Source organism: Streptomyces filipinensis (assembly GCF_014649495.1).
Lineage (GTDB): Bacteria > Actinomycetota > Actinomycetes > Streptomycetales > Streptomycetaceae > Streptomyces > Streptomyces filipinensis.
The window spans coordinates 137,602-152,740 of the sequence record NZ_BMTD01000018.1 but is presented as its reverse complement, the minus strand read 5'-3'; the positions used below and the strand labels follow the sequence as shown (position 1 = coordinate 152,740).

Genomic DNA, 15,139 nt, shown 5'->3' with positions numbered 1-15,139 from the left:
CCTGAAACATGTGGTCCGCCGGGCCGCTCCCACGACATGATCGGACCCGACAGGCCACGACAGCAGGGAGACCTCCGTGCCCCATTCCATCGACGAAGCCTTCACGGCGCTTCCCCTACGGGCCCTGGCCGACGCCGCGCTGGCACGCGCGCGTGCGCTCGGGGCCGAGCACGCGGACTTCCGTCTCGAGCGGGTGCGCAGCGCGTCCTGGCGGCTGCGGGACGCGCGGCCCGCCGGATCGTCGGACACCACCGACCTCGGGTACGCGGTCCGGGTCGTGCACGGCGGTACGTGGGGCTTCGCCTCCGGGGTGGACCTGACCCTCGACGCGGCCGCCAAGGTCGCCTCCCAGGCCGTGGCCATGGCCAAGCTGTCCGCGCAGGTGATCAGGGCCGCCGGGTCGGACGAGCGCGTGGAGCTGGCCGGCGAGCCGGTGCACGCCGACAAGACGTGGGTGTCGTCGTACGAGATCGATCCCTTCTCCGTGCCGGACGAGGAGAAGGCCGCGCTGCTGGCCGAGTGGAGCACACGGCTGCTGGCCGCGAACGGCGTCGACCATGTGGACGCCTCGCTGCTCACCGTGCACGAGAACAAGTTCTACGCCGACACCGCCGGAACCGTGACCACCCAGCAGCGGGTGCGGCTGCATCCGCAGCTGACCGCCGTGTCGGTCGACGGGTCGAGCGGCGAGTTCGACTCCATGCGGACCATCGCACCGCCCGTGGGACGCGGCTGGGAGTACCTCACGGGCACCGGCTGGGACTGGGACGCCGAGCTGGAGCGGATCCCGGAGCTGCTCGCCGAGAAGATGCGCGCGCCCAGCGTGGAGCCGGGCCTGTACGACCTGGTCGTCGACCCGTCCAACCTGTGGCTGACCATCCACGAGTCCATCGGGCACGCGACGGAACTGGACCGTGCGCTCGGCTACGAGGCCGCCTACGCCGGCACCTCCTTCGCCACCTTCGACCAGCTGGGCAAGCTGAGGTACGGCTCCGAGCTGATGAACGTCACCGGGGACCGCACCGCCGAACACGGGCTCGCGACCATCGGGTACGACGACGAGGGCGTCGCGGCGCAGTCCTGGGACCTGGTGAGGGACGGCACGCTCGTCGGCTACCAGCTGGACCGCCGGATCGCGCGGCTCACCGGGTTCGACCGGTCCAACGGGTGCGCCTACGCCGACTCCCCCGCGCACGTACCGGTGCAGCGCATGGCCAACGTGTCCCTGCAGCCGGATCCCGCCGGACTGTCCACCGAGGGCCTGATCGGCGGCGTCGACCGGGGCATCTACGTGGTCGGCGACCGGTCCTGGTCGATCGACATGCAGCGGTACAACTTCCAGTTCACCGGGCAGCGCTTCTTCAGGATCGAGAACGGGCGGATCACCGGGCAGCTCAAGGACGTGGCGTACCAGGCGACCACGACCGACTTCTGGGGCTCGATGGCCGCCGTCGGCGGTCCGCAGACCTACGTCCTCGGCGGCGCCTTCAACTGCGGCAAGGCCCAGCCCGGACAGGTGGCCGCCGTGTCGCACGGGTGCCCGTCCGCCCTCTTCAAGGGCGTCAACATTCTGAACACCACGCAGGAGGCCGGTCGATGAGCGCCCGCACCCACAAGCCGCACGAGACCGTCGAGCAGGCGCTCGCGCTGTCCCGGGCCGACGGCTGTGTCGTGATCGCCGACGAACACTCCACCGCCAACCTGCGCTGGGCCGGCAACGCGCTCACCACGAACGGGGTGACGCGCGGTCGTACGCTCACCGTGATCGCCACCGTCGACGGCAAGGAGGGCACCGCCTCCGGTGTCGTGTCGCGCTCGGCGGTCACCTCGCAGGAGCTGGAACCGCTGGTGCGGGCCGCCGAAGCCGCCGCGCGCGGCGCCGGGCCCGCCGAGGACGCGCAGCCGCTGGTCGAGGGCGTCCCGGCGGCTCCCGACTTCACGGACGCGCCGGCCGAGACCTCCTCCGCGGTGTTCGCCGACTTCGCGCCGGCGCTCGGCGAGGCGTTCGCACGCGCGCGTGCGGGCGGCCGGGAACTGTACGGCTTCGCCAACCACGAGCTGGTGTCGACGTACCTGGGCACCTCCACCGGGCTGCGCCTGCGGCACGACCAGCCCACCGGCACGCTGGAGCTGAACGCCAAGTCGCCCGACCGCACGCGCTCGGCCTGGGCGGGCCGCGCCACGCGGGACTTCAAGGACATCGATCCGGGCGCGCTCGACGCCGAACTGGCCGTACGGCTCGGCTGGGCGGAGCGGCGCGTGGAGCTGCCCGCGGGCCGGTACGAGACGCTGCTGCCACCGACCGCGGTCGCGGACCTGCTGATCTACCAGCTGTGGTCCGCATCGGGCCGGGACGCCGCCGAGGGCCGGACGGTGTTCTCCAGGCCGGGCGGCGGCACGCGTGTGGGCGAGAAGCTCTCCGCGCTGCCGCTGACGCTGCGCAGCGACCCGAACGAGCCGGGCCTGGAGTGCCCGCCCTTCGTGGTCGCCCACTCCTCCGGCGGCGACCAGTCGGTGTTCGACAACGGTCTGCCGACCCGCTCCACCGACTGGATCGGCGAGGGCGTCCTCAGGAACCTGACGACCACCCGGCACAGCGCGGCCCTGACCGGGCTGCCGGTGGCCCCGGCGCCGGGGAACCTGATCCTGGACGGCGGGGACGACCGCTCCCTGCAGGACATGATCGCGGGCACCGAGCGCGGGCTGCTGCTGACCTGCCTGTGGTACATCCGGGAGGTCGACCCGGCGACGCTGCTGCTCACGGGCCTGACCCGGGACGGCGTCTACCTCGTGGAGAACGGCGAGGTGACCGGGCAGGTGAACAACTTCCGGTTCAACGAGTCGCCGGTGGACCTGCTGCGGCGGGCCACGGAGGCGGGCCGTACGGAGAAGACGCTGCCGCGCGAGTGGAGCGACTGGTTCACCCGGACCGCGATGCCCGCGCTGCGGATCCCGGATTTCAACATGAGCTCTGTCAGTCAGGGCGTATAACCTCGTAGTCGGCTGTCACCCGACTGCCCCACGATCACCGAGGAGACACGAGAACCGTGACGGACATCGTCGACGAGCTGAAGTGGCGGGGGCTCATCGCCCTCTCCACGGACGAAGAGGCGCTGCGCAAGGCGTTCGCGGACGGTCCCGTCACGTTCTATTGCGGCTTCGACCCGACCGCGCCCAGCCTGCACCTCGGCAACCTCGTGCAGATCCTGACCATGCGCCGCATCCAGGAGGCGGGCAACCGTCCGCTGGCGCTGGTCGGGGGCGCCACGGGTCTCATCGGCGACCCGAAGCCCACGGCCGAGCGCACGCTGAACGCGCCGGAGGTCGTGGCCGGCTGGGTGGAGCGGCTGCGCGCCCAGATCGAGCCGCTGCTCCACTTCGACGGGCCGAACGCCGCCGTGATGGTCAACAACCTGGACTGGACCCAGGGCCTGTCGGCCATCGAGTTCCTGCGGGACATCGGCAAGCACTTCCGCGTCAACAAGATGATCGCCAAGGAGGCCGTCTCCCGGCGGCTCAACTCCGACGCGGGCATCAGCTACACCGAGTTCAGCTACCAGATCCTGCAGGGCATGGACTTCCTGGAGCTGTACCGGCGGCACGGCTGCGCGCTGCAGACCGGCGGCAGCGACCAGTGGGGCAACCTCACCTCCGGCACGGACCTGATCCACCGGGTCGAGCCGGACGCGGTGGTGCACGCGCTGGGCACGCCGCTGATCACCAAGGCGGACGGCACCAAGTTCGGCAAGACCGAGTCCGGCACGGTGTGGCTCGACCCGGAGATGACCACGCCGTACGCGTTCTACCAGTTCTGGGTCAACGCGGACGACCGGGACGTCTCCAAGTTCCTGCGCATCTTCAGCTTCAGGTCCCGCGAGGAGATCGAGGAGCTGGAGCGGCAGACCGAGGAGCGTCCGCAGGCCCGGGCCGCGCAGCGCGCGCTCGCCGAGGAGCTGACGACGCTGGTGCACGGCGCGGAGCAGACAGCCGCGGTCGTCGCCGCGTCCCGTGCCCTGTTCGGGCAGGGTGAGCTCGCGGAACTGGACGGGCGGACGCTGGCCTCGGCGCTGTCCGAGGTGCCGCACATCCAGGTCGCGGAGCTGGGTCAGGTCGTGGACCTGTTCGCCGAGGTCGGTCTGGTGGCGAGCAAGTCCGCTGCGCGGCGGACCGTGAAGGAGGGCGGGGCCTACGTGAACAACGTGAAGGTCGCGTCCGAGGACGCGGTGCCCTCGTCCGAGGATCTGCTGGACGGGCGGTGGCTGGTGCTGCGGCGCGGCAAGAAGAACCTGGCGGCCGTGGAGGTCGTCGCCGGATAGCGCTGTGCCGGACAGCGCCGTGGGGGCGCGGGTGATCTGCGGAGTGCGGCTTTCGCCGTGGTTTCTCGCGCAGTACCCCGCGCCCCTGACGGGTCACGCACCGGCGCGCTGCTGCTTCCTCTTGCCCAGCGTCGCCATGTAGAGGGCGTCGACCGCCGCGACGATGATGATCGCGGCCACCAGCTGGAAGATGTGCCGGCTCCAGTCGATGCCGCGGGTCGCCTCGACGCCCAGGGCGCGGGCGACGGCGTTGCCCACGATGGCGCCGAGCATGCCGCAGATGGTGGTCAGCCACAGCGGGCTGTGCTGCTTTCCCGGGATGACCGCCTTGGCGATCAGGCCCAGCACGAATCCCACGATGATCGCCCACAACCAGCCCATGGCTGCCTCCTCGTACGGCTCGACCTGAGCAACTAGGGCCAGTGTGGGTCGGTGGGCCGGACGGCGCATGTCGGGTTCCCCCGTGCGCGGCGGGGCCGGGCGCGTCACCGCAGGCAGGGGGCGCCCCGGTCTCGTGGGGGGCGAGACCGGGGCGTAACGTGGGAGGTCGGGCGAAGTCCGATGTGGGTGGATGGTGGAATGTGATGCGGAAACAGCACGGCGGCGGCAGCCAGGTGTTCCGGATCACCGGGGCCCGGACGGGACTCGCCGAGGACGTACGGGGCCGGCAGCGGCGGTACGTCATCTCGATGACGATCCGCACGGCGTCGGTGATTCTCGCCGTCTGCCTGTGGAACGTCGAGCGGTACGTGGCCCTCGTGGCGCTCGTGCTCGGCGCGGTTCTCCCCTATATCGCCGTGGTGGTCGCCAACGCGGGCCGGGAGCGGCCGCCGTCCCTTCCGTCGACGTTCGTCACCGCGCCGGCGCGGCCCATGATCACGCCGCCGCGCGCGGAGGAGGCCCCGGAGGGGTCCGTTCCGCAGGATGCGGCGAGTCATCCGGCGGGGACGGACGGTAAGCGGCCCGACCCCGTGTGACCACGGACGACACGGCGGAAGCGGAACGGCGCCGCCCGTCAAGCTCAAGAAAAGCTCAGATCAATCATGTAGTTCCAGTGCCGGGCGGTGGGGTAGCCGTGACATACTGCGTACGCGCTCCGCATCCCCCGTCGGAGCGACGGACCGACGCCGGGCAGCTCCCCCCGTGGCTGCTCGGCGTCGCCTTGTTTGCGCCCCTTCCGCGAGACGAACCCGAGACGAACCCGTGAGTGACGAGACCCCGATCTGCTCCGCCAAGGGCTGCCGAGCCGAGGCCCTGTGGGTGCTGGCGTGGAACAACCCGAAGATCCATACGCCGGAGCGGCGCAAGACGTGGCTCGCCTGCGAGGAGCACCGCGAGCATCTGTCGCAGTTCCTCGGGGTGCGGGGCTTCTTGAAGGACGTGGTGAAGTTCGCGGACTGGCAGGAGCCCGAGGGCGCCTAGCCGCCGATCGCCGACATGGGCCGGTCCGGCTGGACGAACGACGGGTCGTCCAGGCCCGCTCCCGCCTTCTTGCCCCACATCGCCTGCCGCCAGATCCGGGCGATCTCCTCGTCCGGGGCGCCGGAGCGCAGGGCCGCGCGCAGGTCGGTCTCCTCGGTCGCGAACAGGCAGGTGCGTATCTGGCCGTCGGCGGTGAGGCGGGTGCGGTCGCAGGCCGCGCAGAACGGGCGGGTGACCGAGGCGATGACGCCGACCCGGTGCGGGCCGCCGTTCACCAGCCAGCGCTCCGCCGGGGCGGAGCCGCGGGTGTCGGCGCCCTCGGGGGTGAGGTCGAAGCGGGTGCGCAGGGAGGCGAGGATGTCCCCGGCGGTGACCATGCTGTCGCGCTTCCAGCCGTGCTGGGCGTCCAGGGGCATCTGCTCGATGAAGCGCAGTTCGTAGTCGTGCTCCACGGCCCAGGACAGCAGGTCGGGGGCCTCGTCCTCGTTCAGGCCCGGCATCAGGACGGTGTTGACCTTGACCGGGGTGAGGCCTGCCTCGCGGGCGGCCTGGAGCCCCGCGAGGACGTCCTTGTGGCGGTCGCGGCGGGTCAGGGTCTTGAAGACGTCCGGCCGGAGGGTGTCCAGGGAGACGTTGACCCGGTCGAGGCCCGCGGCCTTCAGGGCGGTCGCGGTGCGTCCGAGGCCGATGCCGTTGGTGGTGAGGGACATCTGCGGGCGCGGCGCGAGCGCCGCGACGCGCTCGACGATACCCACCAGACCGGGGCGCAGCAGGGGCTCGCCCCCGGTGAAGCGGACCTCCTCGATACCGAGCGTCCGTACGGCGATGTCGATGAGGCGGACGATCTCGTCGTCCGTGAGCAGGTCGGGCTTGGCCAGCCACTGCAGGCCCTCCTCGGGCATGCAGTACGTGCAGCGCAGATTGCAGCGGTCGGTCAGCGAGACCCTCAGGTCGGTGGCCACTCGGCCGTAGGTGTCGATGAGCACGTGGGCCCCCTCCCTCGATTCCCGAAGCAATTGTCCTACGTCACTTGTTCCGTCACTTGCGAGCCTACGTGACACCACTGACAACGACAGCGACCCGATCCGACGAGGTACGACAAGGCCGCGTCGTAGGACCCTACAGGCCCTTTTCGACGCGGCCGTCGTACGAACGTCAGTGTGCTCCGGTGCCGGTCAGGGACCGCACCTCCAGTTCCGCGTACTTCCCGGTGTCGGGGGCCTCCTTGGAGAGCAGGGTGCCCACGGCGCCGAGCAGGAATCCGACCGGGATGGAGATGATGCCGGGGTTCTCCAGCGGGAACCAGTGGAAGTCGGCGTCGGGGAACATCGAGGTCGGCTTGCCGGAGACGACCGGCGAGAACAGCACCAGGCCGACCGCGGTGACCAGACCGCCGTAGATCGACCACAGGGCACCCGCGGTGGTGAACCGCTTCCAGAACAGGCTGTAGAGGATGGTCGGCAGGTTGGCGGAGGCCGCGACCGCGAAGGCGAGGGCCACCAGGCCGGCCACGTTCAGGTCGCGGGCCAGGGCGCCGAGGACGATCGAGACCGCGCCGATGCCGACGGTCGCCCAGCGGGCCGCGCCGATCTCCTGCTTCTCGGTGGCCCGCCCCCTCTTGATGACGTTGGCGTAGATGTCGTGCGCGAAGGAGGACGACGAGGCCAGGGTCAGGCCCGCGACGACCGCGAGGATGGTGGCGAAGGCGACGGCGGAGATGCTGGCGAGCAGGACGGCGCCCCAGCTGGAGTCGACGCCGCCCAGATGCAGCGCCAGGAGGGGTGCGGCGGTGTTGCCCGCCTTGTTGGAGGCGATGATCTCGTCGGGCTTGATGAGGGCCGCCGCGCCGAAGCCGAGGGCGAGGGTCATCAGGTAGAAGGCGCCGATCAGGCCGATCGCCCAGATGACCGACTTCCGGGCGGCCTTCGCCGTGGGCACGGTGTAGAAGCGGATCAGGATGTGCGGCAGGCCCGCGGTACCGAGGACCAGGGCGATGCCGAGCGAGATGAAGTCCAGCTTGGTGGTGCCGGTGGCGCCGTACTTGAGGCCCGGTTCGAGGAAGGCCGCGCTCTTGCCGCTGTTGTCGGCGGCCTTGCCGAGCAGATCGGAGACGTTGAAGTGGAACTTCAGCAGGACCAGGAAGGTCAGCAGCAGGGCGCCGGCGATCAGCAGCACCGCCTTGACCATCTGGACCCAGGTGGTGCCCTTCATGCCGCCGATGGTGACGTACACGATCATCAGGACGCCGACCAGGGCGACGATGCCGATCTTGCCGCCGTCGCTGGTGATGCCCAGCAGGAGCGAGACGAGGACGCCGGCGCCCGCCATCTGGGCGAGCAGATAGAAGATCGACACGACGATGGTGGAGGTGCCGGCGGCCGTGCGGACGGGACGCTGGCGCATGCGGTAGGCCAGGACGTCGCCCATGGTGTAGCGGCCGGAGTTGCGCAGCGGCTCGGCGACCAGGAGGAGGGCGACGAGCCAGGCGACGAGGAAGCCGATGGAATACAGGAAGCCGTCGTAGCCGAACAGGGCGATGGCGCCCGCGATGCCGAGGAAGGACGCGGCGGACATGTAGTCGCCGGAGACGGCGAGGCCGTTCTGGAAGCCGGTGAACTGCCGTCCGCCCGCGTAGAAGTCGGCGGCGTCCCTGGTCTGGCGGCCGGCCCAGACGGTGATGACGAGGGTCGCGGCGACGAACACCGCGAACAGGGTGATGATCAGTGTCCGGTGCTCGCTCGCCTCACCGGCGGCCAGCAGGGTGTGCTGCGCGGGGCTCATGCGCCGCCCTCCATCCGGGACTTGATGGCCTCCGCCTTGGGGTCGAGCTTGGCGGCGGCGTGCCGGGCGTACCACCAGGCGATGAGGAAGGTGGTGAGGAACTGGGCGAGGCCCAGGACGAGGGCCACGTTGATGTTGCCGGCCACCTTGGTGCCCATGAAGCCGCCCGCGTAGTTGGACAGCAGGACGTACAGCAGGTACCAGGCGGTGAAGGCGATGGTCAGCGGGAAGGCGAAGGAGCGGTGGGCGCGGCGCAGTTCACCGAACTCCGCGCTGTGCTGCACATCGACGAACTCCTCGGTGGAGGGAAGTGGCGCCCCCGGGGTCGCGGGGGGCGGTGTCTCGGTGGCCACGAAGTCTCCTCGCGTTGCGGATGCCGTTGAGGGCGGGGGCTCGATGGTGCTCGTGCTCCCCGTCCAAGGTCCACGGCGCCACGCGAGGAGCGGTTCAAGTCCTATGAGTTTCATTCGCAAGCGGTCTTGGTGAGTCATTGCCAAGTGATTGCTGAGGGGCAAGGCAGGGGGATAGCTTCTGCCTGCACCACCCGTCATGTACCTGCCCGAGCACCAACCTGTGTGTCTCGGGCGGTTCTGTATCCGGATGATGTGGAGATCCCATGGCTCATCTGCGCTCCAGACGCCGGCTCGCTCTCGCCGTGCCGGTCGTGCTGTCGCTGACCGCCTCGCTCGGTTTCCTGCCGGCGGCCGCCTCGGCGGCACCCGTCACGGCCCCGGCGGCGCGGGCGGCGGACGACGGACCGAATCTCGCGTATGTGGTCAACACCGGTACCGATCGCCACACGATCGAGTCGGTGCAGCGCGAGATCCTCCGCAACGGTGGCACCGTCGTGGCCCGTTACGACCGGATCGGCGTGATCGTCGCCCACTCGGCGAACCCCGGCTTCGGCGCGCGGATGCGCGCGGTGCGCGGGGTCGACTCGGCGGGCGCCACGCGCACCGCGCCGCTCAGTGCCGCGGGCACGACCGACGAGGGCGCCGTGCAGGTCCTGTCGAAGGCGGAGGCCGCGAAGCTCGCCGCCGGTGCGGCGGCGGGCGAGGAACCCCTGGAGGCGGACCAGTGGGATCTGCGGGCGATCGGCGCCGACGAGGCCGCGCGGATCAACCCGGGCAGCAGGAGCGTGACCGTCGGTGTCATCGACACCGGCGTCGACGACACCCACCCGGACATCGCGCCGAACTTCTCCGCCTCCCAGTCGGCGAACTGCGTGAGCGGCAAGGCGGACACGACGTACGGCGCGTGGCGTCCGGCGGACGCCGATCACTACCACGGCACCCATGTGGCCGGTGAGATAGCCGCGGCCCGCAACGGCATAGGCGTGGCCGGGGTGGCGCCGGGTGTGAAGGTCGCGAGCATCACGGTGGCCCAGCCGGACTCCACCTCTCTGTTCTATCCGGAGAGTGTGGTCTGCGCGTTCGTGTTCGCCGCCGACCACGGCATCCAGATCACCAACAACAGCTACTACGTTGATCCGTGGCTGTACAACTGCATGGATGATCCCGATCAGCGTGCCATCGTTGACGCGGTCAACAGGGCCCAGTCGTACGCACAGCGCAAGGGCACACTCAACGTGGCCTCCGCGGGCAACTCCAACGACGACCTGGACGCGGACGCGCTCACGGACGCCTCCAGCCCCGACGACTCGACCGCCACGACCCGCACGGTCGACCCGCACGAGTGCTTCGACGTGCCGACCCAGCTGCCCGGCGTGGTCACCGTGAGCGCGGTGGGCGTGAAGGGCGCCAAGTCGTACTACTCCAGTTACGGCCAGGGCGTGATCGACGTGGCGGGGCCGGGCGGCGACAAGTTCCAGATCCCGGACACCCCGTCGAAGAACGGGCGCATCCTGTCCACGCTGCCGAACGGCCAGTACGGCTTCCTCCAGGGCACCTCGATGGCCTCGCCGCACGTGGCCGCGGTCGCCGCGCTGCTGAAGTCGGCCCATCCCCACGCCACCCCGGCTCAGCTGCAGGCCCTGCTGAAGGCCGAGGCGGACAACCCGGGCTGCCCGAGCGGGCCCTACGACGGCAACGGCGACGGGGTCGTGGACGCGACCTGCGTCGGCGGCAAGCGCGTCAACGGCTTCTACGGCTTCGGCGTCGTCAACGCGCTGCGTGCCGTCAAGTAGCCCTCACGCAGCCGTTGAGCAGCAGCGTCCACCTCTATCGATATATTGATTCAGTCAATACTGCATAGTACAGTCATGACTGGTATCAAGTTCGCATGGTCCGCCCTGGGCGGCGATCCCGCCGCTCCTGTGCGGGTCACCACGGTGCCGCGGGAAGGCGCGCTCCAGGCGCGCCTTCCCGTCCGGGAGCTCGCCCGCGCCTGTGTCGGCTCCTGTGCGCTGGCCGCCGCGGAGCTGGCGGCCCGCCGGGCCGGCCTCGCCGAGGTGCCCGGCGTCCGGGTCGACGACGGCGCCGTCGCGGCCGCCTTCCACAGTGAGCGGCACCTGCTGGTCGACGGGCGGGCACCGGTCGGCTTCGCGCCGCTGTCGCGGTTCTGGCCGACGGCCGACGGCTGGGTGCGCACCCATGCCAACTACGCCCATCACCGGGCCCGTCTGCTCGGCGCGCTGGGCATGCCGGCGAACGCCTCGGTGGAGGCGGTGGCCGCTCGGCTCGCCGAACGCTCCGCACGCGAGGTCGAGGAGACGGTCTGCGGCGCCGGCGGCCTCGCCGTCGCCCTGCGCACCCCGGAGGAGTGGCGGGCGCACGAGCAGGCCGCCGAGGTGTCCGCACGGCCGCTGGTCGAGCGCGAGCGGCGGAGCACGGCACCCACGCGCGTGTTCGCGCCCCTGGATCCGGCCGCCGCCGCGCTGCTGCCCGCGGCCGGGCTGCGCGTACTGGACCTCACCCGGGTCCTCGCCGGGCCGGTCGCCACCCGCACCCTCGGCCTGCTCGGCGCGGACGTGCTCCGCCTGGACGCCCCGCAGCTGCCCGAGCTGCCCGAGCAGCACGCCGACACGGGATTCGGCAAGCGGTCCGCCACGCTCGACCTGGGTGTCGACCGGGCCGCCTTCGAGGAGCTGCTGGCCTCGGCCGACGTCGTCGTCACCGGCTACCGGCCCGGCGCTCTCGACCGGTACGGGCTCTCCCCGGAGGCCCTGTTCGCGCGCCGGCCCGGGCTGGTCGTGGCGCAGCTCTCGGCGTGGGGCGCGTACGGCCCCTGGGGCGGGCGGCGCGGCTTCGACAGCCTCGTCCAGGTCGCGACCGGTATCGCGGCGACCGAGGGCTCGGCCGCGGAGCCCGGCGCGCTGCCCGCGCAGGCCCTGGACCACGGCACCGGGTATCTGCTGGCGGCGGCCGTACTGCGGGCGCTGACCGAGCAGTCGTACGACGGGGGCGGCCGGTGGGTGCGGCTGGCGCTGGCCCGGACCGCGCTCTGGCTGACGGAAGGGATCCGGCCGGCCGCGGCCACGGGTGCGGCGTACGAGGGGCCGCAGGCGTGGCTGGCCGAGCGGGACAGCCCGCTCGGCCGGCTGCGGTACGCGCTGCCGCCGGTGTCCTTCACGGGTGGCCCCGCCGACTGGACGAGGCCTCCGGTGCCCTGGGGGTCGGACAGCGCCCACTGGCGGTGAACGCGGGGGCGGCCGGAAACATATGTATCGGTGGAATGCCGTACACCAGTTGTTTTCCGGGACTTGCCCGGTTCTGCGGCGACTGGCGAAGATCACGGGGTGAGCCTGATACGCCCGTCCGCCGAGCTGAGCGACGAAGACGGCCGCGCCCGGCGGTCCGGCACCGGCCGGGCCGTCGCCCTCCTGGTCCTGGTGGCGCTGGGCACCCTGATCCCGCTGCTCGGGCCGTCGGCGGCGCTGCACGGCACCGGGGAGGCCGCCGCGCCGGGAGCCGGCGGCATCGGGCTGCTGCGCGCGGTGCTGTTCGCCGCGCTCGGTGTGCCCCTGGGCGAGCTGTTCGCGCACCGGCTGGCGCGGGGCCTGCCCGGTGTGCCGGCCGAACGGCCGCGCAGCTGGGCGCCGTTCGCCGGTGCCGTCGGCTTCGTGGCCGCGCTCGCGCTCGCCTCGGTGGTGGCCGCGGGCGATCTGATCCCGCACGGCCTCGGCCAGATCGACGTCGGCGGCCTGTACGGCTCCCGCGACGGCGCACTGGCCCTGGTGGAGGTCAACGCCTTTCCGCTGGCGGCCCTGTGCGCGTTCTCCCGGCGTCCGGCGGCCCAGGTGTGGCCCCTGGGCGCGGTCGTGGTCGCGGAGGCGCTGCGGGCGCACCCCCCGACCGAGCAGAGCCCGCTGATCGGCTCAGGTCTGACGCTGGTCCATCTGACGTGCGCGGCGCTGTGGGCCGGCGGTCTGCTGCACACCCTGCGGCTGATCGGGCGGTGGCGTGGCGCTCCCGCCGGGGCCGCGCTGCTCGGCCGCTACGCGCGCGTGGCGGCCGTTCTGCTGGCGGCCGTCACCGCGACGGGCGTGTGCAGCTCGCTGCGGCGTATGCCCTCGGCCACGATCCTGGAGCAGCTGACGACGACGGCGTACGGGCGCACCCTGCTGGCCAAGGTGGTCCTGGTCGCCGCCGTCGGGCTGCTCGCCCTGTGGGCGCGGATCCGGCTGGGCCGCGCCGCCGGCCCGCTGACCGCGTACCCGCCCGCCCGGGCCGAGCTGATCGTGCTGGGCGCGGTCGTCGCGGTCTCGGGTCTGCTCACGGCGCTGCCGCTGCCGATCCGCTGGTCGTGACGGGCTACCGGTCGTTGGTGACGAGCACCTTGAGGGCGGTGCGCTCGTCCATGGCCCGGTAGCCGTCGGGCACGCCTTCGATGCCGACGGTCATGTCGAACACCGGCGAGGGGTCGATCGTGCCGTCGAGGACGTCCGGCAGCAGGTCCGGGATGTAGGCGCGGACGGGTGCGACGCCGCCGCGCAGGGCGATGTTCCGGTCGAACATGACGCCGAGGTCCAGGCCGGTGCCGCTGCCGTGCGGCACGCCGACGAAGCCGATCGCGCCACCGTCGCGGGTGATGTTGACGGCCGTCCGCATGGACTGCTCGGTGCCGACGGCCTCCACGACCGCGTGTGCGCCCTGGCCGCGGGTGAGTTCACGGACGGCCTCGACGGCCGCGTCCCCGCGCTCGGCGACGACGTCGGTGGCGCCGAAGCGGCGCGCGATGTCGGTGCGGACCTCGTGCCGGCCCAGCGCGATGATCCGCTCGGCGCCGAGCCGCTTGGCGGCCAGCACGGCGCACAGGCCGACCGCGCCGTCACCGACGACGGCGACCGTGGCGCCGGGGCGGGCGCCCGCGCCGAGGGCGGCGTGGTGGCCGGTGCCGAGGACGTCGGAGAGGGTCAGCAGGGCCGACAGCAGGTGGTCGTCGCCGGCCGCGTCCTTGGGGAGTCGCACGAGGGTGCCGTCGGCGAACGGCACGCGCACGGCCTCGCCCTGGCCTCCGTCGTAGCCGACGGAGCCCCAGAAGCCACCGTGCTCGCAGGAGGTCGTCAGGCCCTCGCGGCAGTAGTCGCAGACACCGTCGGACCACATGAAGGGCGCGACCACCAGATCGCCGCGCTTGACCGTGCCCACCTCGGAGCCGGTCTCCTCGACGACACCGAGGAACTCGTGTCCGATGCGCTGGCCCGGCTGCCGGGCCGCCTCGCCCCGGTAGGCCCACAGGTCGCTGCCGCAGATGCAGGAGCGCAGCACCCGCACCACGGCGTCGGTGGGCAGCTGCACCATGGGCTCGGGGACGTCCTCCACGCGCATGTCGTAGGGGGCGTGGATGGTGGTGGCGCGCATGGCGAGGGTCCTTCTCGTGCGGGATCGTGCGGGTGCGCTCAGGGGGTGGTCGAGCGCACCTCACGGTACGACGTCCCCTGTGCGGGCCGCTCGCCGAGGTGCCGCGGGACGCGGACCGGGGTGATCACACGCCCGCCGCTCCCAGCAGGCTGCCCGCCGCGTAGGTGACCCCCATGGCCAGCGCACCGCCCGCCATGTTGCGCAGGACCGCCCGCGCCGGGTCCGCCGCGCCCAGGCGGGCGCTGGTCCAGCCGGTGAGGACGAGCGCGGCGAGGACGGAGCCGACGGTGACGCCGAGCCGCAGGCCGGCCGGGGGCAGGACGATGGCCAGCAGGGGCAGCAGCGCGCCCACCGTGAAGGCCAGAAAGCTCGCCCAGGCCGCGTGCCAGGGGTTGGCGAGCTCCTCCGGGTCGATACCGAGCTCCACGCGCGCGTGAGCCCGCAGCGCGTCCCGCGCGGTGAGCTGTTCGGCGGCCTCCCGGGCCACCTCGTGGGACAGGCCGCGCTCCTGCAGCAGCGTGGTCAGCTCCCGCAGCTCGGCCTCCGGCTGCTCCCGCAGTTCCCGTTTCTCCACGGCCAGCGCGGCCGTCTCGGAGTCGCGCTGGGTGGAGACGGAGACGTACTCCCCGGCCGCCATGGACATCGAACCGGCGAGCAGGCCGGCCAGTCCGGCGGTGAGCAGCGCGGACCGGCTCTCGGTCGCGCCGGCCACGCCGACGACGATGCCCGCGGTGGAGACGATGCCGTCGTTCGCGCCGAGCACGGCGGCCCGCAGCCAGTTCAGCCGCGAGCCGAGCGCGCCCCCGTGGGCCTCTTCGTGGGTGGGTTCCGTCACAGCACGGAGGATCGCACCTCCAC

14 protein-coding genes are annotated in these 15,139 nt (G+C 72.0%); 8 read left to right on the top strand and 6 right to left on the bottom strand.

The features are described 5' to 3' along the window. Positions 1-76 precede the first annotated feature (76 nt). The 3 genes from IE244_RS32320 to tyrS are packed head-to-tail and all read left to right on the top strand — an operon-like array spanning position 77 to position 4,316. Entirely contained in the window at positions 77-1,600 is a 1,524-nt protein-coding gene (locus IE244_RS32320; protein ID WP_191877128.1) for a TldD/PmbA family protein, read from the top strand. Continuing rightward, positions 1,597-2,991 (top strand): TldD/PmbA family protein, encoded by a 1,395-nt coding sequence (locus tag IE244_RS32315; RefSeq protein ID WP_191877127.1) that lies wholly within the window; start codon positions 1,597-1,599, stop codon positions 2,989-2,991. Before IE244_RS32320 ends, IE244_RS32315 begins: the two co-directional genes overlap by 4 nt. 56 nt (positions 2,992-3,047) lie before the next feature. Beyond that, a complete protein-coding gene (gene tyrS / locus IE244_RS32310; protein ID WP_191877126.1) occupies positions 3,048-4,316 on the top strand; it encodes a tyrosine--tRNA ligase in 1,269 nt (422 codons plus the stop codon). A 93-nt stretch (positions 4,317-4,409) separates the two neighbouring features. Here the strand turns inward: tyrS and IE244_RS32305 are convergent, their stop codons facing one another. Continuing rightward, on the bottom strand, positions 4,410-4,697 hold the full coding sequence (locus IE244_RS32305; protein WP_191877155.1) for a GlsB/YeaQ/YmgE family stress response membrane protein: 288 nt from the start codon (positions 4,695-4,697) through the stop codon (positions 4,410-4,412). 203 nt (positions 4,698-4,900) lie between these two features. Here IE244_RS32305 and IE244_RS32300 point away from each other — a divergent pair, with 203 nt between their 5' ends. Both IE244_RS32300 and IE244_RS32295 read left to right on the top strand, forming a co-directional pair. Further along, positions 4,901-5,293, top strand: coding sequence for a DUF3099 domain-containing protein (locus tag IE244_RS32300; RefSeq protein WP_191877125.1), 393 nt, complete (start codon positions 4,901-4,903; stop codon positions 5,291-5,293). 226 nt (positions 5,294-5,519) lie between these two features. After that, positions 5,520-5,738 carry a hypothetical protein gene (locus tag IE244_RS32295; protein ID WP_031173810.1) on the top strand — a complete coding sequence of 73 codons (219 nt, stop codon included), beginning with the start codon at positions 5,520-5,522 and terminating at the stop codon, positions 5,736-5,738. Here IE244_RS32295 and moaA read toward each other — a convergent pair. From moaA to IE244_RS32280, 3 genes are all read right to left on the bottom strand, one after another. After that, positions 5,735-6,724 (bottom strand): GTP 3',8-cyclase MoaA, encoded by a 990-nt coding sequence (gene moaA, locus IE244_RS32290; RefSeq protein WP_229854476.1) that lies wholly within the window; start codon positions 6,722-6,724, stop codon positions 5,735-5,737. The genes IE244_RS32295 and moaA overlap by 4 nt on opposite strands. Before the next feature lie 169 nt (positions 6,725-6,893). Next, the gene (locus tag IE244_RS32285) at positions 6,894-8,519 is read right to left on the bottom strand and encodes a monocarboxylic acid transporter (protein WP_191877123.1); all 1,626 of its coding nucleotides are present in this window, start codon (positions 8,517-8,519) and stop codon (positions 6,894-6,896) included. Continuing rightward, positions 8,516-8,872, bottom strand: a complete 357-nt coding sequence (locus IE244_RS32280; protein WP_031173807.1) for a DUF485 domain-containing protein — start codon at positions 8,870-8,872, stop codon at positions 8,516-8,518. Before IE244_RS32280 ends, IE244_RS32285 begins: the two co-directional genes overlap by 4 nt. 263 nt (positions 8,873-9,135) lie before the next feature. Between IE244_RS32280 and IE244_RS32275 the strand changes: the two genes are divergently transcribed. From IE244_RS32275 to IE244_RS32265, 3 genes are all read left to right on the top strand, one after another. After that, positions 9,136-10,665 carry a S8 family peptidase gene (locus IE244_RS32275; RefSeq protein ID WP_191877122.1) on the top strand — a complete coding sequence of 510 codons (1,530 nt, stop codon included), beginning with the start codon at positions 9,136-9,138 and terminating at the stop codon, positions 10,663-10,665. A 75-nt stretch (positions 10,666-10,740) separates the two neighbouring features. After that, a complete protein-coding gene (locus tag IE244_RS32270; RefSeq protein WP_191877121.1) occupies positions 10,741-12,117 on the top strand; it encodes a CoA transferase in 1,377 nt (458 codons plus the stop codon). 99 nt (positions 12,118-12,216) lie between these two features. Next, the gene (locus IE244_RS32265; RefSeq protein WP_191877120.1) at positions 12,217-13,227 is read left to right on the top strand and encodes a CopD family protein; all 1,011 of its coding nucleotides are present in this window, start codon (positions 12,217-12,219) and stop codon (positions 13,225-13,227) included. A gap of 4 nt (positions 13,228-13,231) precedes the next feature. Here IE244_RS32265 and IE244_RS32260 read toward each other — a convergent pair whose 3' ends face one another. Both IE244_RS32260 and IE244_RS32255 read right to left on the bottom strand, forming a co-directional pair. Further along, positions 13,232-14,281 (bottom strand): zinc-dependent alcohol dehydrogenase family protein, encoded by a 1,050-nt coding sequence (locus tag IE244_RS32260; protein WP_191877119.1) that lies wholly within the window; start codon positions 14,279-14,281, stop codon positions 13,232-13,234. A 124-nt stretch (positions 14,282-14,405) separates the two neighbouring features. Beyond that, entirely contained in the window at positions 14,406-15,116 is a 711-nt protein-coding gene (locus tag IE244_RS32255; protein ID WP_191877118.1) for a VIT1/CCC1 transporter family protein, read from the bottom strand. Between the last annotated feature and the right edge of the window lie 23 nt (positions 15,117-15,139).

Bases quoted from the DNA above. Each gene is read 5' to 3' on its own strand.
- IE244_RS32315 (WP_191877127.1), top strand. From the start codon at position 1,597: ATGAGCGCCCGCACCCACAAGCCGCACGAGACCGTCGAGCAGGCGCTC.
- IE244_RS32305 (WP_191877155.1), bottom strand. From the start codon at position 4,697: ATGGGCTGGTTGTGGGCGATCATCGTGGGATTCGTGCTGGGCCTGATC.
- IE244_RS32300 (WP_191877125.1), top strand. From the start codon at position 4,901: ATGCGGAAACAGCACGGCGGCGGCAGCCAGGTGTTCCGGATCACCGGG.
- IE244_RS32285 (WP_191877123.1), bottom strand. From the start codon at position 8,519: ATGAGCCCCGCGCAGCACACCCTGCTGGCCGCCGGTGAGGCGAGCGAG.
- IE244_RS32275 (WP_191877122.1), top strand. From the start codon at position 9,136: ATGGCTCATCTGCGCTCCAGACGCCGGCTCGCTCTCGCCGTGCCGGTC.
- IE244_RS32270 (WP_191877121.1), top strand. From the start codon at position 10,741: ATGACTGGTATCAAGTTCGCATGGTCCGCCCTGGGCGGCGATCCCGCC.
- IE244_RS32260 (WP_191877119.1), bottom strand. From the start codon at position 14,281: ATGCGCGCCACCACCATCCACGCCCCCTACGACATGCGCGTGGAGGAC.